At 26.7% G+C, this 21272-nt stretch carries 25 protein-coding genes and 1 pseudogene; 1 reads left to right on the forward strand and 25 read right to left on the reverse strand.

What is annotated here, in order from left to right:
- Positions 1-11: 11 nt before the first annotated feature.
- From AC1XWJ_RS02125 to cpsA, 10 genes and pseudogenes are all read right to left on the reverse strand, one after another.
- Positions 12-950: a glycosyltransferase family 2 protein gene (locus AC1XWJ_RS02125; protein WP_483334221.1), complete on the reverse strand. Its 939-nt coding sequence runs from the start codon at positions 948-950 to the stop codon at positions 12-14.
- Positions 951-965: 15 nt separating this feature from the next.
- The gene (locus AC1XWJ_RS02130; RefSeq protein ID WP_483334222.1) at positions 966-1928 is read right to left on the reverse strand and encodes a glycosyltransferase family 2 protein; all 963 of its coding nucleotides are present in this window, start codon (positions 1926-1928) and stop codon (positions 966-968) included.
- A gap of 55 nt (positions 1929-1983) precedes the next feature.
- Positions 1984-3054: a hypothetical protein gene (locus tag AC1XWJ_RS02135; RefSeq protein WP_483334223.1), complete on the reverse strand. Its 1071-nt coding sequence runs from the start codon at positions 3052-3054 to the stop codon at positions 1984-1986.
- The gene (locus tag AC1XWJ_RS02140; RefSeq protein WP_483334225.1) at positions 3051-3521 is read right to left on the reverse strand and encodes a glycosyltransferase; all 471 of its coding nucleotides are present in this window, start codon (positions 3519-3521) and stop codon (positions 3051-3053) included. Before AC1XWJ_RS02140 ends, AC1XWJ_RS02135 begins: the two co-directional genes overlap by 4 nt.
- Positions 3521-3832: pseudogene (gene pssD / locus AC1XWJ_RS02145) on the reverse strand (PssD/Cps14F family polysaccharide biosynthesis glycosyltransferase); the annotation flags it as partial. The pseudogene pssD and the gene AC1XWJ_RS02140, both read right to left, overlap by 1 nt.
- A gap of 147 nt (positions 3833-3979) precedes the next feature.
- Positions 3980-5368: an exopolysaccharide biosynthesis polyprenyl glycosylphosphotransferase gene (locus AC1XWJ_RS02150; protein ID WP_483334227.1), complete on the reverse strand. Its 1389-nt coding sequence runs from the start codon at positions 5366-5368 to the stop codon at positions 3980-3982.
- Between the two features lie 12 nt (positions 5369-5380).
- Complete coding sequence (locus tag AC1XWJ_RS02155) at positions 5381-6064, reverse strand: polysaccharide biosynthesis tyrosine autokinase (protein WP_483334228.1); 684 nt, start codon at positions 6062-6064, stop codon at positions 5381-5383.
- Positions 6064-6756, reverse strand: a complete 693-nt coding sequence (locus AC1XWJ_RS02160) for a Wzz/FepE/Etk N-terminal domain-containing protein (RefSeq protein WP_483334229.1) — start codon at positions 6754-6756, stop codon at positions 6064-6066. The genes AC1XWJ_RS02155 and AC1XWJ_RS02160 overlap by 1 nt, the downstream gene beginning before the upstream one ends.
- 23 nt (positions 6757-6779) lie before the next feature.
- Positions 6780-7511: a CpsB/CapC family capsule biosynthesis tyrosine phosphatase gene (locus AC1XWJ_RS02165; protein WP_483334231.1), complete on the reverse strand. Its 732-nt coding sequence runs from the start codon at positions 7509-7511 to the stop codon at positions 6780-6782.
- 1 nt (position 7512) lies between these two features.
- Positions 7513-8940 carry an LCP family glycopolymer transferase CpsA gene (cpsA, locus tag AC1XWJ_RS02170; protein WP_483334232.1) on the reverse strand — a complete coding sequence of 476 codons (1428 nt, stop codon included), beginning with the start codon at positions 8938-8940 and terminating at the stop codon, positions 7513-7515.
- Between the two features lie 153 nt (positions 8941-9093).
- Here cpsA and AC1XWJ_RS02175 point away from each other — a divergent pair, with 153 nt between their 5' ends.
- On the forward strand, positions 9094-9567 hold the full coding sequence (locus AC1XWJ_RS02175; protein ID WP_483334234.1) for a GAF domain-containing protein: 474 nt from the start codon (positions 9094-9096) through the stop codon (positions 9565-9567).
- A 70-nt stretch (positions 9568-9637) separates the two neighbouring features.
- On the opposite strand, the gene AC1XWJ_RS02180 is transcribed toward AC1XWJ_RS02175, so the two are convergent.
- The 15 genes from AC1XWJ_RS02180 to fsa form a co-directional block, all read right to left on the reverse strand.
- The gene (locus AC1XWJ_RS02180; protein WP_483334235.1) at positions 9638-11239 is read right to left on the reverse strand and encodes an ABC-F family ATP-binding cassette domain-containing protein; all 1602 of its coding nucleotides are present in this window, start codon (positions 11237-11239) and stop codon (positions 9638-9640) included.
- On the reverse strand, positions 11239-11589 hold the full coding sequence (rbfA, locus tag AC1XWJ_RS02185) for a 30S ribosome-binding factor RbfA (RefSeq protein ID WP_483334237.1): 351 nt from the start codon (positions 11587-11589) through the stop codon (positions 11239-11241). The genes AC1XWJ_RS02180 and rbfA overlap by 1 nt, the downstream gene beginning before the upstream one ends.
- 12 nt (positions 11590-11601) lie before the next feature.
- A complete protein-coding gene (gene infB, locus AC1XWJ_RS02190; RefSeq protein WP_483334238.1) occupies positions 11602-13689 on the reverse strand; it encodes a translation initiation factor IF-2 in 2088 nt (695 codons plus the stop codon).
- Positions 13676-14002: a L7Ae/L30e/S12e/Gadd45 family ribosomal protein gene (locus tag AC1XWJ_RS02195; protein ID WP_483334239.1), complete on the reverse strand. Its 327-nt coding sequence runs from the start codon at positions 14000-14002 to the stop codon at positions 13676-13678. Before AC1XWJ_RS02195 ends, infB begins: the two co-directional genes overlap by 14 nt.
- Entirely contained in the window at positions 14002-14289 is a 288-nt protein-coding gene (gene rnpM, locus AC1XWJ_RS02200; protein ID WP_483334240.1) for an RNase P modulator RnpM, read from the reverse strand. Before rnpM ends, AC1XWJ_RS02195 begins: the two co-directional genes overlap by 1 nt.
- Positions 14290-14301: 12 nt before the next feature.
- Complete coding sequence (gene nusA / locus AC1XWJ_RS02205; RefSeq protein ID WP_483334241.1) at positions 14302-15336, reverse strand: transcription termination factor NusA; 1035 nt, start codon at positions 15334-15336, stop codon at positions 14302-14304.
- 20 nt (positions 15337-15356) lie between these two features.
- Positions 15357-15821, reverse strand: coding sequence for a ribosome maturation factor RimP (locus tag AC1XWJ_RS02210; protein ID WP_483334243.1), 465 nt, complete (start codon positions 15819-15821; stop codon positions 15357-15359).
- A 118-nt stretch (positions 15822-15939) separates the two neighbouring features.
- Entirely contained in the window at positions 15940-16218 is a 279-nt protein-coding gene (locus AC1XWJ_RS02215; RefSeq protein ID WP_483334245.1) for a hypothetical protein, read from the reverse strand.
- Between the two features lie 52 nt (positions 16219-16270).
- On the reverse strand, positions 16271-17098 hold the full coding sequence (rsmI, locus tag AC1XWJ_RS02220; protein ID WP_483334247.1) for a 16S rRNA (cytidine(1402)-2'-O)-methyltransferase: 828 nt from the start codon (positions 17096-17098) through the stop codon (positions 16271-16273).
- Entirely contained in the window at positions 17098-17412 is a 315-nt protein-coding gene (locus AC1XWJ_RS02225; protein WP_483334249.1) for a GIY-YIG nuclease family protein, read from the reverse strand. The genes rsmI and AC1XWJ_RS02225 overlap by 1 nt, the downstream gene beginning before the upstream one ends.
- Entirely contained in the window at positions 17399-18133 is a 735-nt protein-coding gene (locus AC1XWJ_RS02230; RefSeq protein WP_483334251.1) for a tRNA1(Val) (adenine(37)-N6)-methyltransferase, read from the reverse strand. Before AC1XWJ_RS02230 ends, AC1XWJ_RS02225 begins: the two co-directional genes overlap by 14 nt.
- Positions 18134-18940: a PSP1 domain-containing protein gene (locus AC1XWJ_RS02235; protein WP_483334252.1), complete on the reverse strand. Its 807-nt coding sequence runs from the start codon at positions 18938-18940 to the stop codon at positions 18134-18136.
- Positions 18941-18980: 40 nt separating this feature from the next.
- Positions 18981-19796, reverse strand: coding sequence for a DNA polymerase III subunit delta' (locus AC1XWJ_RS02240; protein WP_483334254.1), 816 nt, complete (start codon positions 19794-19796; stop codon positions 18981-18983).
- A gap of 3 nt (positions 19797-19799) precedes the next feature.
- A complete protein-coding gene (gene tmk, locus AC1XWJ_RS02245) occupies positions 19800-20426 on the reverse strand; it encodes a dTMP kinase (RefSeq protein WP_483334255.1) in 627 nt (208 codons plus the stop codon).
- Between the two features lie 108 nt (positions 20427-20534).
- A complete protein-coding gene (gene fsa, locus AC1XWJ_RS02250; RefSeq protein WP_483334256.1) occupies positions 20535-21188 on the reverse strand; it encodes a fructose-6-phosphate aldolase in 654 nt (217 codons plus the stop codon).
- Between the last annotated feature and the right edge of the window lie 84 nt (positions 21189-21272).

A 21272-nucleotide genomic window follows, 5' to 3' on the forward strand; every position in this document is an offset into this window, starting at 1 on the left:
TAACTTCTCTCTTAATTTTTATTTCTAAAAAAATATTTCCCCATAAATTTATAAACTTTCATTTTTATACGATCTTTTAATTCTATGTTCACTTTATTTAATTTTATATTAATATATTCTAAATTTACATTTATATATTTAGAATATTCTTTTAAAGTTTGTTTATCTAATTGATTCTTAAATTTATATAATATTCTATGGTAAGCTACCAAATTTTTTCTAATGTCTAAATTATACTTTTCTAGAAGTTCTATTCTTTCTTTAAACGCATCAAGCACATGCAAATTTTTAGATGTTGGCCCAGAGTTCATTATACTGTTACCTCTTATTATGTAAATGTACATTGGATAATCAACAAACACAATTTTTTTAGACTTCAAGTAAAGTTTATATGTTGTGTACTCATCTTCGTGTAATTTGCCAACTGGAAAAACTATTTCTTTATACCATTCTCTAGGAACAAGTTTTCCCCAAGCTACTGAAAATGGTATACTCTTTTTTGCGATATGCATATTATCTAATGCTTCTTCTTTATAGCAAACAGACACACTCATCGTTGTGTCATCATTTTTTAATATATTATTTTCTTTATTACAAAATCCAGATATGGCCATATCACTATTAGTTTTTTCTAAATTAACTAACATTTTCTCTATATAATTAGCCGATACATAATCATCAGAATCAATAAATGTTACATAATCTCCAGTTGCATATATCAAACCATAATTTCTTGCATCAGATAATCCACCATTTTCTTTTTCTAAAAAAATAATTCTATTATCTAATTTTTTGTACATTTTGCTTATCTTATTACTATTATCAGTAGATCCATCATCAACTAATATTATCTCTATATTTTTATACGTTTGTTGCAAAACACTATTTATGCAATCTTCTAAATAATCCTCAACATTGTATATAGGTATTATTATACTAATTTTAATCATTACACTTATGCTCCACTATTGTTTTTGATATTTATTATAGATTTTTACGTACATTTTAGGAGATAATTTCATTAAGTACAAAGTAATTATATGTTTTTTTGACAAATATTTTAAACTTTTCGTAATAGGATAATTTCTAATAATTTTAATGAAGCTCTTTTTCTTCTCCAAATAGTCGTCAGTTAGTACACTTTCTTCCATTTTCTTGACACATTTAATCATTTCTCTTATATATTTGGCTTCACAATAAGGTTCTAATTCATCAGAAATAGTTTTATTAATATTCTCGAATATTTTTATAAAATCAAGTGATGTTTCTGAAAATTTCTGATTCATTCGTGAATTTTCTACTATTACGTAGTAATACATAGCTTCGTTAGTATCCACGACTATTTTGTGCGGTTTGCTCATAATCTCATAATTAAAAAATAAATCTTCTCCGATTTTTATATTCTCATTAAATCTTGTATCTCCTATTATTTCTTTAGAAAACATTTTGGAACAAACAATATTTTCTACTTTACTGCTAGAAAACATTTCCTTTATTGACTCTTCATTTTCAAAAACTTCATAAAAATTTGTTTTTTTCTTTTTATTATAATTTTTTTCATCTGTTAAAATAAAGTCTATCTCTGATATATCGGCATTCTCTTTCACAATATTTTTGTACATATTAGAAATCATATTAGAGTTTATATAATCATCAGCATCAACAAAACAAATATAATCTCCTGTAGCTTTGTCTAGCCCAGCATTTCTTGCAGAAGAAACTCCTCCATTATCTTTATCAATAACTATAATTCTACTATCTTTTTTTGACCATTTTTTACAAATACCTAAACTCTGATCAGTAGAACCGTCATTTATTAAAATTATTTCTAAGTTTTTATAAAATTGACCTACTAAAGAATTTAAACATCTGTCAATATAACTAGAAGCATTATATACAGGAACTATTATACTTATAAGACTTTCCATTAATTATCACCTCTACTTATCTATTTTAAAAATCATATATTTCTTATATTAAAAATCACGTTCTCTTACTAACAATTAAATTATTAAATAGGACTAATAAAACAATACATATAGGTGATATTATTATATTGTGGAATGATCCAATAATAAAGAGAAAAATTGTTAATAGATGTATTTTATTTTTATAAGTTAGAGTTATTACTAATAATATAGTACCTAAATATCCTAATTCAACTAATATAGTTATTATATCTTGATGTAAGGGGAATTCTTCAACATTCCAACCCAAGATATAAGGTGTTAACAAATTAGTATACCATGCTCCTTTTCCTATTATGTATGAATTAAAATTAAATACTAATTCATTCAAAAAATAGTTTATCATGAGTAATCTATCACTAGTACTCTCAAAACCATTTTCTCTAAAATTCAAACCATACACTATCAAAAATGTTATAGTTGCACTAAATAATAAAAATACAAAGATAAGTTTATACGTATTATAATGTAAATATAAATTCTTTAATATAGAATACCCAATAAATAATAATAAACATATTAGAGTTGATCTACTTCCAGTAGAATATATTATATATAAAGATATTACTGATATAAATAATATCTTGCCTAAACTACTATTTATGTTATCATTTAATAAATATACTGCAGCAATTAATATAATATAAGAAAATATTGTAGGTGAAGTAGACATAAATCCAGTAACTCTTTCAATATCTTCTAGTTTTTGTACAATTGTAAAAATAAGACCACTTAATAAAATACCAGGAAAAAATAATTTATCATAAACGATTAATATATTTTTATTGTATATATATATAATTATTATCAAAATACCATAGAAATATGCAAAATAACTAAAACTTCCCAAATACAATGTATATATAACAAGTAAAAAATATAAAATTCCCCTAAACAAATTTTCAAAAGATATTACGATATTATTTTTTATGATTAAATAAATAACACCTAATACTATTAACGAAAAACATATTAATAAATTTGATTCTCCTGTTATTTTATCAATATTATAAAATTTTTCATGCAATAAAATAAAAATTAATAAAGTAAAAACAACATTAAATGCTCTACCTAAGGTAATACTCATAATAATAATTCCTTCAATTTTTTAACAAATATTTGATTGTTCAAAACAATTTTCCCATTATTTTGATCATTACATAATAATTGTTTCTTTATATCATTTATATCTAAAACAAACTCTATTTCAAATTCTTCTTGAATACTTTCTAAAAATTCTAGTTGATGATCATTTATATGCTCTTCAAATTTTTTAAGTCTAGGGACAATGATGGTTTTTTTACCCCTACTTAAAGTTTTCATAAAACTTGATGGTCCTCCATGAGTTATTACTATACTCGCACAATTCATATAGTATTCCATTTCTTCATATGACAGAAATTTTTTATACTCACAATATTGTGGTAAATAATCTGAATAGCCAGTTTGAATAAAAACATCATCTAATATAATGTTTTCTTTTTTTAATTTATCTATTTCTTTTATAAGTCTATTAAATTGTTGTTCGTGAGTTCCTACTGTTACAAATATCATTAAAATATACTCCCTAAGTTTATCGCTTTAGGATAAATTTTTTTCATTGTTTCCCATTGTACTATAAATTTATCAGTTACGGGATATACTAATTTTCCTGTTAAAGTAGGTTTATCATACCTATCAAAAACTTCAATATATACTGTTTTAATTTTAAATAATTTTCCTAGATAAAAAAATGGTACTGCTACTGCTGCTCCTGTAGATATTATTATATCAGGTTTTTCTTGTCTTAATATCTTATAAGCTAGAAAAGTATTTTTCACTAAATTTTTTATATTTCTATTAGTAGGATAGTAGCATTTATAAAATTTTTCATTTTTTAAAAGACTGCGTGCATCTTCCTTATCAAAAGTTACTCAAAAACGATCTATATTTTCCCAAATAGGTTTTAATAAATAAAGATGTGCTAAATGTCCTCCACTAGAACCTACTAAACAAACTTTTTTGCTCATTATTTATCTACTCCCATCTTTATTTAAAACTACTTTTACTGTTTTTATTAATATTTTTATATCTGACCTTATTGACCAGTTTTGTATATATTTTAAATCTAATTCTACTACTTTTTCAAAATCTTCTATATTACTTCTTCCACTAACTTGCCACAATCCTGTTATTCCCGGTTTAGTAGCTAATCTTTTAAAATGATGCAATTCATAATTTTTATATTCTTCCAAAGTAGGTGGTCTTGTTCCTACTAAAGACATATCTCCTTTTAATACATTTATAAATTGAGGAAGTTCATCTATTGACCAGTCTCTTAGTTTTTGTCCAAAAGGAAATATTCTAGGATCATTTTTCATTTTAAACATAAGAGTAGTATTCAAGTCATTACTATTTATTAATTCCTTTTTCTTATCTTCCGCATCTAAGTACATACTTCTGAACTTATAAATGTTAAATACCCTACCATTAAGACCTACCCTTTTTTGGCGAAAAATTATAGGTCCTTTAGATTCTTTTTGAATTTTAGGATAAATTATTATAGCTACTATAGCAGTAATGAATATACCTATTATTCCACCTATTACATCAATAACTCTTTTCATAAAAACTTGTTTTAATGTTGTAATTTTTATGGCTGAAGTTATAAACATCTTATTACCTACATTTTTTATTGCAGTGTTCCCTACATATCTTTTTTCAAACTCACTTATATCTATAGTTATAGGTATCCCTAAAACTTTAAAATATTTAAAAATATCTTCACGATCATTATGTAAATTAGATTCAATAAATATTTCATCTACTCTATTATTAGCTATAAAGTCACGAATATTATTAACATTATTCAAAACTTTTTTATTATTATAGTAATCCGTGTTATCATCATAAAAATTAATATAAGCTACTATATCATATTCTACATTTATTTGATTTTCTAATTCTGTATTTTTGCTAAAGTCTGTCAAAACAATAGCTTTCTTTTTATCTTCTTGTATATATTTAACACATACTTTTCCAATTATTCTTAGTAAATATGTATAGCATATTGCTATATATATTAAGTATACTAGTATACTTAACTCTAACTTTTCTAAGTCAACTATATATTTTTCCTTGCTAATAATTAGAATAAAACAAAAAACCACAGTTACATTTATTGCATAAACAATCGAATACTTTAATTCTTTTAAATATCCTCTATTTTCTATGTATCTATATTCTTCTGTAAAAATATTTGTTATTAGTGTTAATAAAACTAAATAAATAATAAAATAATTATTATCAAAAAAAGTGTATCGTTCATCAACAATTAAAATTAATGTTTTATAACTAAATATTATAGATAAAATATCTAATGCTAAAAATAATATTTTATTTTTCGAAGTTATATGATACATTTTTAAAACTCCTTATTTTTTTTCGTAATTCCCATAAACTCCATAACCATCATAACTAGACGTTTTAATGTCTACTTTGTTAAGAACTACTCCTAAAAACTTGCTTCCTGATTGTTCTAATTGCTCTTTGGCTTTTTTTACAAATTTTCTCTTTATTACTTCTGATTGAACCACTAAAATACTTCCATCACAATTCTTAGCAATAATTGCTGCATCAATAACTGCTCCTATAGGAGGTGCATCAATTATTATATAATCATAATATTTTTCAAATGCTGATAACATTATTTCAAAATTTCTGCTTTGTAATAAACTTGTAGGATTAGGCGGTATTTGACCTGCTGGTAAAATAGTAAGATTGTTTACATCTGTCTCATAAAGTACATTCTCTATTCCTACAGATCCAGATAAATAAGAAGTAAGTCCTTCGACCTTCCCTCTAGCTTTAAATCTAGCTAGAAGTACAGAATTTCTTGTATCCCCATCTATTATTAAAACTTTAAATCCTAAATCCGCCAATGATTTTGCTAAATTTATAGATACTGTACTTTTTCCCTCATTTTCTTGAACAGATGAAACAACTATTTTCTTTATATCTTTACCTAAAAATTGAATATTTGTTGCTAGAGCATTATAATGCTCTGATAATTCTTTTGTTATAATATTTTTATTATAAAGTATATCTATTTTAGTCATTATTCTTTTACTCTCTCTTGTTTTGGTATTACTCCTAATAAGACCATATCTAATACTTCTTCTACATCTTCTGGTCGTTTTACTTTATCATCTAATATTTCACGTATTGCTATTACAACTATTGATAAAACTAATCCAGATAGAAATGCTATAGCAGCATTTCTTTTTACATTTGGAGTAGAAGGTTTACTACTAGGTTTTGCTTCTTCTATAGTTGTAATATCATTGATTTTTGTAATACTCTTAATTTTTTTTATTGAAGATTCACGTAAACTGTTAGCAATATCACTAGCTTTATTAGAATCACTATCTCCCACTACAATTTCTATCACACGTGTATCTTTTGGAGCTGTAATTTCTACTTTATTAGCTAAGTCTGTTTGTGTAATATTTAAATTATTTTTAGAGATAACTTCTTCCAAGACATCAGAGGATAAAATTATTTGTTGATAGTCTTTTACCAAGTTTGTCCCTATTTGTATATCTTGCACAGTAAGTGAATTTTCTTTTTCGTTTTGATTTACTGCATATATTTTTGTTGTACTTTTATAAGTAGGTTGGGTTATAAATATATTATAAAAAACCATTATAGCAGTAAATAGAAGTGATGTAGCAATTACTAGTATTTTTTTATTCCAAATCTTTTTAAATAGAGATGTTAAATCTATTTCTTCTATTCCGTTATTATTCATTATATTCTCCTTTATATAACAGTTTATATTGATTCGTTATTAAGTATTTTAGTTTGATTTGTTATAAATAACTTATCTGCTCTATTTTTACCATATTTTTGTTCTATTATTGTATACGCTTCTTTCAAGTAAGGCTTTCTTTCATTTAAATTATGCATATCAGTAGCAACAAAATGAACTAAATTCTTGTCTAAAAAATATTTTGTTCTTTTTTTATATTTTTTTTGTGAATCGACAAAAAGTTTTAATTTTCTAACACTTGTCGCATTTACTTGCATATATGCTCCCTTACTAATCAATTCTGATACTCTTTTTTCATTATTAGATAATTCATCATATCTTTCTATATGTGCAAGAATGGGTATTTTTCCTAAAAGAACAATTTTATTTACAGCTTTATAAATTTCTGTATACATAGCCGTATTACTAAACTCAATTAATACATAATCTGTATTTGCTAAGGTAGGAAAAATATTGTTTTCTAATTTATTTAATATATCAAAAGTAAAATATATTTCTGCACCATAATAGAGCTCTAAATCTGGTAATATTTTATTTACTTCGTTCTTTACTATATCAAAATTTTGTTTTATTTTTCTTTCAGATGTTTCAAACATACCTTTTCTTCTATGTGAAGTCGCTACTATACATTTAGTCCCTTTATTATAGCTTTCTTTTATCAACGCTATGCTTTCATCAAGCGTTTTTGGTCCATCATCAACATCAAATATTATATGGCTATGTATATCTATCATATTACTTCCCTTCCAAGACATCTCTTATATTTTGTTTAACTTCTTCTAAACTTTTATCATCAACTTGCATCATATACAAATTATATCCGGGCATAGCATAGGAAGGTAACCCCATAGTTCCAGTTCCAGATAGTGATTGTGATGAAACCATATAATCTGATTTCTTATTAAGTTGTTCATTAGCCAAACTCATTGCTTCTGATATAGGCATATCAGTTTGGATAGAATTAGTTAGTTCATTAATTATTTGTTCATAATTTGATAAAGCTTCTGTCGTAGTTAATTTTTTTATAACAGCAGTCATTACTTTTTGTTGATTTTTTCCACGATCAAAATCTCCTCCACTTAATGAATAACGTTCTCTTACATACCCTAAAGCTTTATTAGAATCTAGATGTACCATACCTACTGGGAAATAGAAATTTCCATGCAAGGATGTAAATTCTTGTTCATTATAAACATCTACTCCTCCTACCAAATCAATTAATTTCAAAAAAGATGTGAAATTTATACGAGCATAATAATCTATCTTTATATCATAAAGATTTTCTAATGTGTGTAGAGAGGTATCAACACCATATACACCTGCATGTGTTAATTTATCATATTGATTATTCCCTCCATCTGCTATTCTTACATATGAATCACGAGGAGTAGTCGTCAACATTATTTTATTAGTATCTTTATTAACAGTTAGTATTATGTTCACATCTGATCTGGCTACAGTAGTTATTGGACCATAAGTGTCTATTCCACTTATATAAATATTCATAACACGGTTGCTTGAGGTTCCTAGTTTTCTAGTAACCTCTTTAGTTATTTTGTATTCATATATTTTTTTTATTTTATCATTATAATCAGGATTACTTAATTCTATCAAATTTTCATAAGCACTATTTAATATTATAGCTTTAGTATTTCCTGATATTAATTGTTCGTAATTTTTTATATATGATTCCACTTTTTCTAAGTCAAGTGATAAATTTTCTTTTTCTTCTATATTTTTTAATAGTTTATTAATATTTTCCTCATCAATAGATAAAGGAGCTGCAATTTTTTCATCTTTTAAATCAGTAATATTATCTATATTACTATCTTTTAAAACAGCTACACTCATAACCTGCTCACTGATAGTAGAATTTTCGTTTAACTTTTCAAAAATTTTTACTGTTTTATTTAATTGTGCAAATAATAAGTATGAACATAAAACAAATATTGCCGTTACTATAAAAGTAAATCTTTTTGCTTTTTTCTTTATAAACAAAATTATTAAAATTGATAGTAATAAAATTAATATCAATATTACTATGTAGTTAATATTACTAAAATTAAAGAAATTATGTTTGAGTACATAATAAATATTTAAGATAGTAAATATAAAACTTATTAATAACAAACCTATATTAAATAATCTTAAAAATTTATTCAAAGTTAATATCTCCTTTTTCTGTATTCATAAATAAGATTATCGTACAATATAAATATTGTCAACAACCAATTTAATTATAAATTTAATTAAAAATACTTTATTTTTCCGCTATTATGTGTAATAATTTAAAAAAAAGTGTTTCGAGGTGTTATTATGAATATTATAAATGACAAAAATATTTTTATTGCTCAAGCAAAAAATTTATTAGCTGACGAAGATAATTTATACGCTAACCTATCAAATATATCAGCGTTATACAAATCATATTTGCCAGATACTAATTGGATAGGATTTTATCTTGTCGACAATAATAAAAATAATTTGGTTCTTGGTCCTTTTCAAGGAAATGTTGCTTGTGTTAGAATTCCTTTCGATAAAGGAGTATGTGGGCATTGCTATACTACCAAAACATTCACTTATGTCCCAGATGTTCACAAATTTTCTGGACACATTGCTTGCGATAGCCAAACTAACAGTGAACTAGTTATACCTATCATTAAGAACAATAATGTTGTTGCTCTACTAGACATAGATTCAATTAAATTTGATAGATTCTCTAATGATGAAGTATCTACACTTGTATATGTAACTAACGAAATCTTTTCTAATATGAAATTTAATATATAAAATTGTATATTTTGAATTGTACGAGAGATATATTTTCAATCTCTCGTACAATTCTTTTATATATAAAATTTTATTTAATTACACCTTTAAACTTAAGATAGTTTTCATAATCCATCTCTTTATTAATAGCTCCACCATCAGATTGAATTTCTACTACTCTATTAGCAATTGTTTGAATAAATTCATAGTCATGTGAAGTAAAGAATACAGATCCTTTGAATTGAATTATGCCTTCGTTAACAGCCGTAATAGATTCTAAATCCAAGTGATTTGTTGGCTCATCTAACAATATTACATTAGCTTTCGATAACATCATTTTTGATAGCATACAGCGCATTTTTTCTCCCCCAGATAAAACGTGCGCTCTCTTTAATGCTTCTTCTCCAGAAAATAGCATTCTTCCTAAGAATGAACGTAAATATGCTTCCGCTTCTTCTTCCGGAGAAGCATATTGACGCAACCATTCCACTAATGATAATCTAAGTCCTTCAAAATAAGGAGTATTATCTTTTGGCATATAGCTTCTAGATGTAGTTATTCCCCATTTTATTATTCCACTATCTGGTTCTATTTCCTCTGCTAATATTTTTAATAAAGTAGTTTTAGCAACCTCATCTCCTAACAAGATAACTTTATCATTTGGATTAACAGTAAAACTTACATTTTTTAATACTTCTTTTCCATCAATAGTTTTACTAACATTATCTACTATTAACAAATCATTACCTATTTCTCTATCTGGTGTGAATCTTACATAAGGATAACGTCTACTACTAGGTTTGATATCATCTAAAGTAATTTTATCTAGCATTTTCTTTCTACTTGTAGCTTGCTTAGATTTAGATGCATTTGCAGAAAATCGTGCAATAAATTCTTGTAATTCTTTTATTTTTTCTTCTTTTTTCTTGTTAGAATCTTCTAGCATTCTACGTGCCAACTGACTAGATTGATACCAAAAATCATAATTACCTACATAAAGTTGAATTTTTCCAAAATCTAAATCACAAATATGTGTACAAACATTGTTTAAAAAATGTCTGTCGTGACTTACCACTATTACAGTATTCTCAAAATTTATTAAAAATTCTTCTAACCATTTTATAGCTGCTATATCCAAACCATTAGTAGGCTCATCTAATAACAATATATCTGGATTACCGAATAATGCTTGTGCCAATAATATTTTTACTTTTTGTGAGTTATCTAATTCACTCATTAATGAATAATGTATATCACTAGATATTCCTAATCCTTCTAACAGTTGAGCTGCATCACTTTCTGCATTCCAACCATCCATTTCAGCAAATTCACCTTCTAATTCGGCAGCGATAATACCATCCTCTTCAGTAAATGGATCTTTCATATAAATTGCATTTTTTCTGTTCATAACATCCCACAATTTCTCATGACCCATCATTACTACATCTATTACTTTATCATTTTCATAAGCAAAATGATTTTGACGTAATACCGCTAGACGTTCTCCTTTTCCTAAAGATACATGTCCTTGTTGTGAATCAATTTCTCCAGATAAAATTTTCAAAAATGTAGTTTTTCCTGCACCGTTGGCCCCTATAAGTCCATAACAATTTCCATTAGTAAATTTTATATTAACATCTTCAAACAATTTTCTGTCCGCAAAACGCAAACCTAAATTTGTTACTTGTAACATTATTTCTCTCCTTTGTTTATACTAGCTATTAAACTTTCTATATGCATTGCATATTCACTAGTAGTATCATAAGTGAATATTAATTCTGGAAATTTCCTTATTTTTACTTTTTTTGCTACTTCTGATTTTACAAATCCTTTTATTTTTGCTAGTGATTCTTTAGTTTTTTGTCTTTCTTTTTCTCCACCAAGAACAGTGTAATAAACTTTTGCTTGTGAATAATCTCCTGTAAGCCTAACTTCTGTTATAGTTAGAAATCCTAAGTCATGATTTTTAACCTTAGTAGCAAGAATATGTGTTATTTCTTTTTTTATTTGTTCTCCAAGCCTATTTGCTCTTAATTCTGACATATTAATCCTTTCTTATCGTTTTACTTCTTCCATGATGAACACTTCAAAAATATCACCTTCACGAATATCGTTATAGTTTTCTACTGTCATCCCACATTCGTAACCACTTTGTACTTCTTTTACATCATCTTTAAAACGACGAAGAGTATCTATTTCTCCTTCATAAATTACTACGCTATCACGTATAACTCTTACTTTTCCATCTCGTGATACTTTTCCTTCGGTCACATATGCACCTGCTATCGTTCCAACTTTAGAAACTTTATAAACTTGGCGCACTTCTGCTAATCCTATTACTTTTTCTTTAAATTCTGGATCTAAAAGACCTGTCATAGCTGCTTCAATTTCTTCTATAACTTTATAAATAATACTATGTAATCTTATATCTACCTGTTCAGTTTGTGCCATTTGTTTAGCATTATTATCTGGTCTAACATTAAATCCGATTACTACTGCATTTGATGCTAGAGCTAATGTAATATCTGACTCATTAATAGCTCCAACACCTGTATGAATTATACGAACATTAACTCCATCAACATCTATTTTAGCTAACGACATCGCTAACGCCTCCACAGATCCTTGAACATCTGCTTTGATAATAACGTTTAAATCTTTCATTTCTCCTTGTTTCATTTGTTCAAATAATGTATCTAATGAAACTGCTGAATTATTTTGTCGTTGGCTCTCAATATATTGTTGTTGTCTTGTCTCTCCAATTTGACGAGCAGTTTTTTCATCGCCAAATACTACAAATCTATCTCCTGCATTAGGAACATCTTGTAAACCTGTTATTTCTACAGGTGTAGATGGTTTGGCATTTTTTATATTTTTTCCACGATCATTAATCATAGCTCTTACACGACCATATGTATTACCTACAACTATTGGATCTCCAACATTTAATGTACCATTTTGCACTAACAATGTTGCTACTGTTCCTCGCCCTTTATCTAATTTCGCTTCAATTACTGTTCCTAATGCTAGTCTATTTGGATTAGCTTTAATTTCTTGCATATCTGCAACTAAAAGAACCATTTCTAATAGTTCATCAATACCATCTCCTTGAAGTGCTGATATTGGGACGAATATTGTATCTCCTCCCCAATCTTCTGGCATCAGCCCTCTCTCTGCCAATTCTCCCATAACTTTTTCTGGATTTGCTTGTGGTTTATCCATCTTGTTTACGGCTACTATTATAGGAACTTCTGCAGCTTTAGCGTGATTTATCGCTTCAATAGTTTGAGGCATAACCCCATCATCTGCTGCTACTACTAAAATAGTTATATCTGTAACTTTTGCACCACGTGCTCTCATTGTAGTGAAGGCCGCGTGACCTGGAGTATCAAGGAATGTAATTTTTCTGTCATTAGCTCTTACTTGATAAGCTCCTATATGTTGAGTTATTCCTCCCGCTTCTCCGGCAGTTACTTTTGAATTTCTTATAGTATCTAATAATGTAGTTTTACCGTGATCAACGTGTCCCATTATAGTAACGATAGGGGGGCGAACTTTAGTATTTTTTTCATCTTCTTCAACTTCAAAATAAACGTCTAAATCTTCTTTATTTACTTCTAATTCTTGTTGAATTTCTTTTCCGTAATCCATTGCTATAAGTTCTATTTGCTCTAATGTTAATGACTGATTAATATTAACCATTAATTTTAATTCCACAAACATTTTTTTTACTAATTCTGTAGCAGGAACCGAAAGGACACTAGCTAAATCTCCAACAGTCATACCATCTTTTACTAATATAGTATCCTCATTAATACTTTGTTCAGTTGGCACTTCTATCATTGCTGGTTGTTGTTTATTGTGCTTTTTATTCTTTTCTTTTTTTATTTTTTTCTTTTTATTTTTAACTTTTTCTTTAGGTTCTTCTACTACGCCTATTGATTTGGTATTTTTAGATTTTTTCTTGTTTTCTGATTTTTCTTTAGTCTTATTAAAAACTTGCTCTAGTTTATTAAAGCCTTCTTCAGTTAGCATAGCCATATGACTATTTACTTCAACACCTTTTTCTTTAAGTATTTTAATAATTTCTTTTGAAGATTTTTCTACTTTTTTTGCATATTCATGCACTCTAATCTTTTCCATTATCAATAAATCCTCCTTGATTCACTATTTCTATTAATTTTTTGCTAAATCCTATATCTGTTATTCCGATGGCTACTCTATTATTTTTTCCTATTGATTGACTGATTTCTTGTGTAGTGAAACAAGTTAGTGTTTTTACATTATAATAATCTGCTTTATCACAAAACTTTTTAGTTGTAGATTTTCCACAGTCTGTAGCTATCAATAATAGACTTAGCTTATTTTCTCTTATATTTTTTATTATTAAGTCTTCTCCTGTAACTATTTTACCAGCTCTTGCCATAAGACCTAATAAATTTAATGCTTTTTTCATTACTTAGTAGGTATCGACTTTCTATATATTAATCTTATTATTTCTTTATAAATAGGTTCCATTTCTTCTGATGTTGCCCCGAAAAATTTTTCTAACGATTTTTTATTCTGTGCATTTTCTATAATTTCCAATTCCGAAACAACATAAGCTCCTCTTCCAGATTTCTTACCTGTAATATCAACAGAAATTTCTCCTTCTTTGTTTTTTACTATTCTTATTAAATCTTTTTTAGGATACATTTCATTCGTAAGTATACATTTTCTATTTGGTATTTTTCTTTTCTTCATATACTACCTCTACTACTTTTCTGCTGTTTTTATATCTATTTTCCAGCCTGTTAATTTCGCTGCAAGACGTACATTCTGACCTTTTTTACCTATTGCTAAAGATAACTGATCTTCTGCTACTTCTACATTAGCTACCTTATTTTCTTCATCTATATTTATACTCAATACTTTAGCCGGTGCTAGAGCATTTGTTATAAATTTCTCAATTTCTTTATCCCACGGCACTATATCTATTTTTTCACCATTTAATTCATTTAATATTTGATTAACTCTACTTCCAGAAGTCCCTACGCAAGATCCAACAGCATCCACATTGCTATCTTCTGAATAAACTGCTATTTTTGTTCTTTCTCCTGCTTCACGAGATACACTCTTCACTTCTACAATCCCATCAAAAATTTCAGGAACTTGTTGCTCAAATAATCTTTTAATAAATTCTGGATGTGATCTAGAAGCTAAGACATGAGGCTTACTACCTCTTGAAGGATTATCTACTTTAGCTATATAAACTTTTATTGGTGTTTGAGGTATGTACTCTTCGCCTGGTACTCTTTCATTTTCTCCTAAGATAGCTTCTATTTTACCTAATTTCACATAAACATATCGAGAATCTACTCTATCAACATAACCATCTCTTATCTCTCCTTCGTACTCTATATATTCATTATAAAGTACTTCTTTTTCTGCATCGTGTAGTCTTTGCATTAACGCCTGTTTAGCTGCTTGTGCTCCTACACGTCCAAAATCATTAGGGATATCAATTTCTTCAAAAATATCTCCTACTTCATAAGCCGGATTAATTTTTAATGCGTCTTCTAATGCATACTCAATTCTGTCGTCATAAACTTCTTCTACAACATCTTTTCTAATAATAAATTTATACTCACCTGTAGTCCTATTAAAATCTACCCTAACATTTTTTGAAGCATTAAAATTCTTTTTATATGCCGAAAGTAAAGCCATTTCTATAGCTTCAAATAATATTTCTCTTGATATTCCTTTTTCCGTTTCTATTACATCAATTGCTTTAAGCAAAGCCTTGCTCATTTTTCTATCTCCTTTAATTATTAAAATTTGACTGCTAATCTTATTTTTGCAATTTGTTTATATTCTAATGTGATTGTTTTTATTCGTGATTTATCACGATATTCTATAGTTATACTATTATCAACTATAGATTTTAAATCTCCATAAAACTCTTTTTGATTGTTATGCTTTTCATAAGTTTTTATATATACATACTTACCAATAGATTCATTAATTTCTTGAATATTTCTAAGTTCTCTCTCTATACCTGGAGAGCTGACTTCAAGATAATATTTGTCAGAAATCAAATCTTTTCTGTCAAGTTCTTCTGCCATCATTTCACTAAGTAGCACACAATCATCAAGACTTAAACTTCCATTTTTGTCAAAATATATTCTCAAAAAATATTCTGAACCCTCTTTAACATATTCCACATCATACAGACTATATTCTGTATCTCGTATTTTTTCTAATGCTATATCTTTCACCTTAGAAACTATATTCATAAAACACCTCTTTCTGCTCAACATAAAAGAGCGGAGAATTAAAATCCACCACTCTTTAGGTTAATATTTATCTTATATTTGAGTATATCACATTATACTATGATAGTCAAATAAAAACTTATTTTTTAGTATATATTTCATCTTTTATAGTATCAATAACTTTTTGTATTTCTTTATTTAGTTGTTCATCTAATTGATATTTTGTTATTAATTTATCGTTGTAAGCATCATTATACCCTAATATTACTGACAAAGAATTTTTTATCTTATGCAACATTACTTTTTTCTTCTTTTCGTTCTCATCAAAAGTATTGCTTTTCTGATATATTATATAAATGTTTGCTAACATTAAAGTTGAAATAATTAATATTAGATATAATTCATCAATTAATTTCATATAAAACACTATTAGAAACAATATAATTAAAATGTTAATAACTAATAAACTTCTAATATTTTTCATGGTATAAATTATAAACCTCTCGCTTACCTACATTATATTTTTTTGAAATTATTTTTATAGCTTCAGAATTTTTAACACCTGTTTGTACTAGTTCGTCTATTTCTAATAGTAATTGATCATTATCTATCTTACTTTCCGTCTCTTTTGTAGGTGATATTATTAAAACAAACTCTCCCTTTGATTTTATATCTCCTGTGTTGAATTTTAATAATATATTTTCTGCGGTATCTGTTTCTATTTGTTCATAAATTTTTGTAAGTTCTCTTGCTACAGATATAACCCTACTACTATCTAGTTTTGCGATACTTTCAACAACATTTACTATTCTATAAGGAGATTCATATATAATTGAAGTTGTAGTTTGTTCTAAAATATTTTTTAATTTTACTTCTAATTCTGATTTTTTTCTAGGGAGAAATCCATAAAAAGTATAATTATAAGATTCAATCCCGCTAGATATCAAAGCTGTTAAACCTGCATTAGCTCCTGGTAAAGCCTCAACTTTAATTTTATTCTGATGACATTTTTTTACTAATATATATCCGGGATCTGAAATACATGGTAGTCCTGCATCTGATACTAATGCTATACTTAAACCCATTTGCAAATATTCTATCAATTTTTTACTAGAACTATCTTCATTATGCTCATGATAACTTACAAGTTTTTTATTTTTTATTTCGAAATGAGATAGTAGTTTTTGAGTATTTCTAGTATCTTCACAAGCTATAATATCTACTTCTTTAAGTATTTTCAAAGCTCTATAAGTAATATCTTCTAAGTTCCCTATTGGTGTTGCTACTAAGTATAACATTATTCCAACTCCTTATTAATTCTATCTATATTGTCTTTCATTTCTCGATTAATATTGCTATTAATATAATTTATTTTTTGAGTTTTAGTAAATTGTTTAATAGAATATTCTTTCTTTAAGGCATCACTTTTATTGTCAAAAATTTCATAATAAACTAACTTTAAAGGAGTTCTTCCTCTCGTATATTTTGCACCCTTTTTTAAATTATGGTTTCTCACTCTAGTCAATAAATTTGTAGTATATCCTGTATATAAACTATTGTCTTTACATTGTAAAATATAAACATAAAAAGAACTTTTTTTATTCAATTCCATAAACTTTTATCATCTCTTTTGTATAGCTATTATCTTCATTATAAATATAAAAAGGTTGTTCTACCTTAACATCACTAACTTTAGAAATACTTCCTTCTACCAAGACTATTTTACTATTCTTACTACTTTTTTTACTATATACAAATCTTATTCTCTTTATACCTAATCCCTGCTTACTACATTCATTTAGAATATCTGACAGACGATAGCTTCTATGTACCAAGAAAAATTTTCCATTTTGCTTTAACGAATATTTTATAGCGCTTATTACATCAGCTAAATTACATAATATTTCATGGCGTGATATACTATGATTAGTCTTTAATTTCATTGAAGGCATATTATCTATCGAAAAATAAGGAGGATTACAAACAATTATATCAAATGAAGATGGAGAAAAATAATTTTTTATTTCCTTTATATCCCCTTGCACACATTTTATATCATTTAGATTATTATAGTTTATATTTCTAATACTTAACTCAACTAATTGTTTTTGAATCTCTAACATAGTTATATGAGCTATTGTTTTCTCTCTGAGTAAGACAGAAATTGCTCCACTCCCACTACAAAGCTCTAGTATCTTTTTTTTATTACCTTTAGAAACATTAACAAAATCCGCTAGCAAGTAAGTATCTGTTGACACACTATAATAATCATTTAATTGTATAATTTTATAGTTTTTTGATAAGTCATCTATTCTTTCTTGATACTTAGCCATTTATCTATATTCCTCTATAAACTCTGATATATTTATATTAATATAGCTATCTGTTTCCTCATTTCTTGCAATAACTAATTCTCTCATAGGTTCAATGTCTTTAACAACATAACTAATATCATTATAAATTATTTTTTCACCTATATTAGGTAAATTTTCTGCTAATTTCGCATAAAATTCATTTTCATATTGCAAGCAACATTTTAATTTACCACAAACACCCGTAACTTTAGACATATTCAAAATCAAATTTTGTTCTTTTACCATTTTTATTGATACTTGATAAAAATCATTCAAAAAAGTACTACAACAAATAGGTCTACCACAAGGACCAAGTCCTCCTACAGCTTTACTATATTCTCTATCTGATACTTGATATAGCTCTATTTTCATTTTGAAAATTGCTGCCAATTCCTTTAATAATTCCCTAAAGTCTACACGATTTTCACTATAATAAGTTATATACAATTTTTTATTATCTAAAGAATATGACGTAGAAATTAATGTTATATCCAACCCTAATAATTTAATGGTATTAGTTATTATATTTTCTACAGCAGCAATTTTAGATCTGTTTTGTTCATATTTTTGTAAGTCAGATGTTTCTGCAATTCTTAACAAAGTATAATTATCTATATGAACATCTTCATCTTGTACGAAATCATATGATATCACTTTTGCTAGATAAATACTTATATCATCAGAAATAACTATTTGATCATCTAACTCTAAGGTTAGATGATCTGGAATATTTACATAATATAGACCATATTTATCAAAAATGTTAATACCTGCTACTTTTTTCATATAATGTCCTCCTAAACATTAAAATATTATATAGACTAACCTATATTACAATAAAATCCAAATTGCAATCTTTAATAATTAATTCAAAAATAAAATTTTCCAAAACTAAAACTGATGCGACATTCATTTCTAATGATTTTTTTGAAGATAAAATACTAGAGTAAACAATAGATATATCTCTAACCACATTATTATCTATATTACATTTCTTCAAAACAGCCAACATCACCTCAAAAAATCTTTCTATATCTTCTTTATTTCTCAAATTTTCAAATAATTCTATTGCTGCTAAATTTTTATTCTTTTTATATTTTTTCAAAAATTGATTTATGATATTCTTAGTATTATCTAAATCTTCTGCTAAATTATCTACAATACTTGTATTAATATTAATAACTTGACATCTTGATATTAAAGTATCCATAACAGACATTATATTAGTAGTACTCAAAATAGCTATTATATTATCTTCGGGTTCTTCTAAAATTTTAAGAATGCTGTTTGCTGCCTGTTGAGTGATGTTGTCTATATTTTTTAACCAATATATTTTTTTATTTAAAACGGCTTTTACATTTAACTCCTGCTTCAAATTTAAAATATCTTGCTTTTTTATTGAATCTGTTTCCCCAAAAATTAAAAAATCTATATAACTATTTTTATTAATTTGTTTACATGCTCTACATTCTTCGCAACTATATAAATCTTTAATATTATTATTCTCACAACATATAGCTTTTACAAATTTTATAACATAGTTATTAATTTCGTCATTATTTGTTCCTGTAAATATATATGCATGGGATAATTTATCATTTTTTAATACATTGGTTAAATATTTATTAGCAATTTCATTCATAATCTATAGATAACCCCATTTTTTCAGTAGTTGATTTATTTTTTCTATTACTTCTTCTTGTACTAGTTCTATGCTATTATTCGCATTAATTTTTATTATTCTATCGCTATTTTTATTAGCAACAATATCATAACCTTGTTTTACTTTTAAGTAAAATTCATATTGTTCATTATCCATTTTATTATTGGATTCACGATTTTCAATACGCTCTAACCCTTTATTAACGTCTACATCAAAATAAAATGTTACATCCGGTTTCTTATATTCAGTTGCGTAATTATTTATATATAATATGTCTTCTTCACTCAGCTCCCTGCCATAAACTTGATATGCTAATGAGCTGTCAACAAAGCGATCACATAATACTATATATCCTTCCTCAAGACTAGGTAATATTTTTTTTGCTATATGTTCTCGTCTGCTAGCTGCAAAAAGTAATGCTTCTGTACGTGGATCTATATCTTCATACAAAATAATTTCTCTAATTTTTTCACTCACTGGAACTCCACCGGGTTCTCTAGTCAAAATTACTTTAATCCCCAAACTATCTAAATATTCGTACAAAAATTTACTTACAGTAGTTTTCCCAGAACCTTCTGATCCCTCTATAGTAATAAATTTACCTAACATTTATCCTCCTAATATAAAATTATAGGAGTGAGAAAAAATCATCTTAATACTACAAAGATTTCTTCTCAGACCCCTATAATTAAACTTATCTATCTTAAAATTTATTAATTATTCACCAAAAACTTTTATATAATCCGCTTTAAATGACTCTAATCCTTTATCAGTTAATGGATGTTTTATCATTTGTTCAATTACTTTATACGGTACTGTAGCTATATCACATCCCAATTTTGCACATTCTAAAACATGAATAGGATTTCTTACACTAGCTGCGATAATTTCTGATTTAATATTATTTTCTCTAAAGATAGTTACGATATCTGCTATTAAATTTAGACCATCTTGAGAAATATCATCTAACCTACCTAAAAATGGCGAAACATAAGTTGCACCTGCTCTAGCAGCAAGTAAAGCTTGATTTGCACTAAATATTAAAGTAACATTTGTCTTTATTCCCTCTTTAGAAAGAATATTAGTTGCTTTAAGACCTTCTGCTGTTAATGGAATTTTAACAACCATATTAGGATGGATTTTAGCAATTTCTCTTGCTTCTGCTATCATATCTTCCGCCAGTTCAGTAGTTGCCTTAACTTCTCCGCTAATAGGCCCGTCTACTATATTAGCTATTTCATATATAACTTCTTTAAAATCTCGTCCTTCCTTAGCAATTAATGATGGATTCGTTGTTACTCCAGAAATAACTCCTAAATCATACGCTAACTTTATGTCTTCCACATTTGCTGTATCAATAAAAAATTTCATATCTATTCCTCACGTAAATTGTATTATAATATAGTATTATATTATCATACTGGATACAAAAAATCAATCATAGGTAAATAATAA

Source organism: Gemelliphila sp. 1F1, assembly GCF_056897515.1.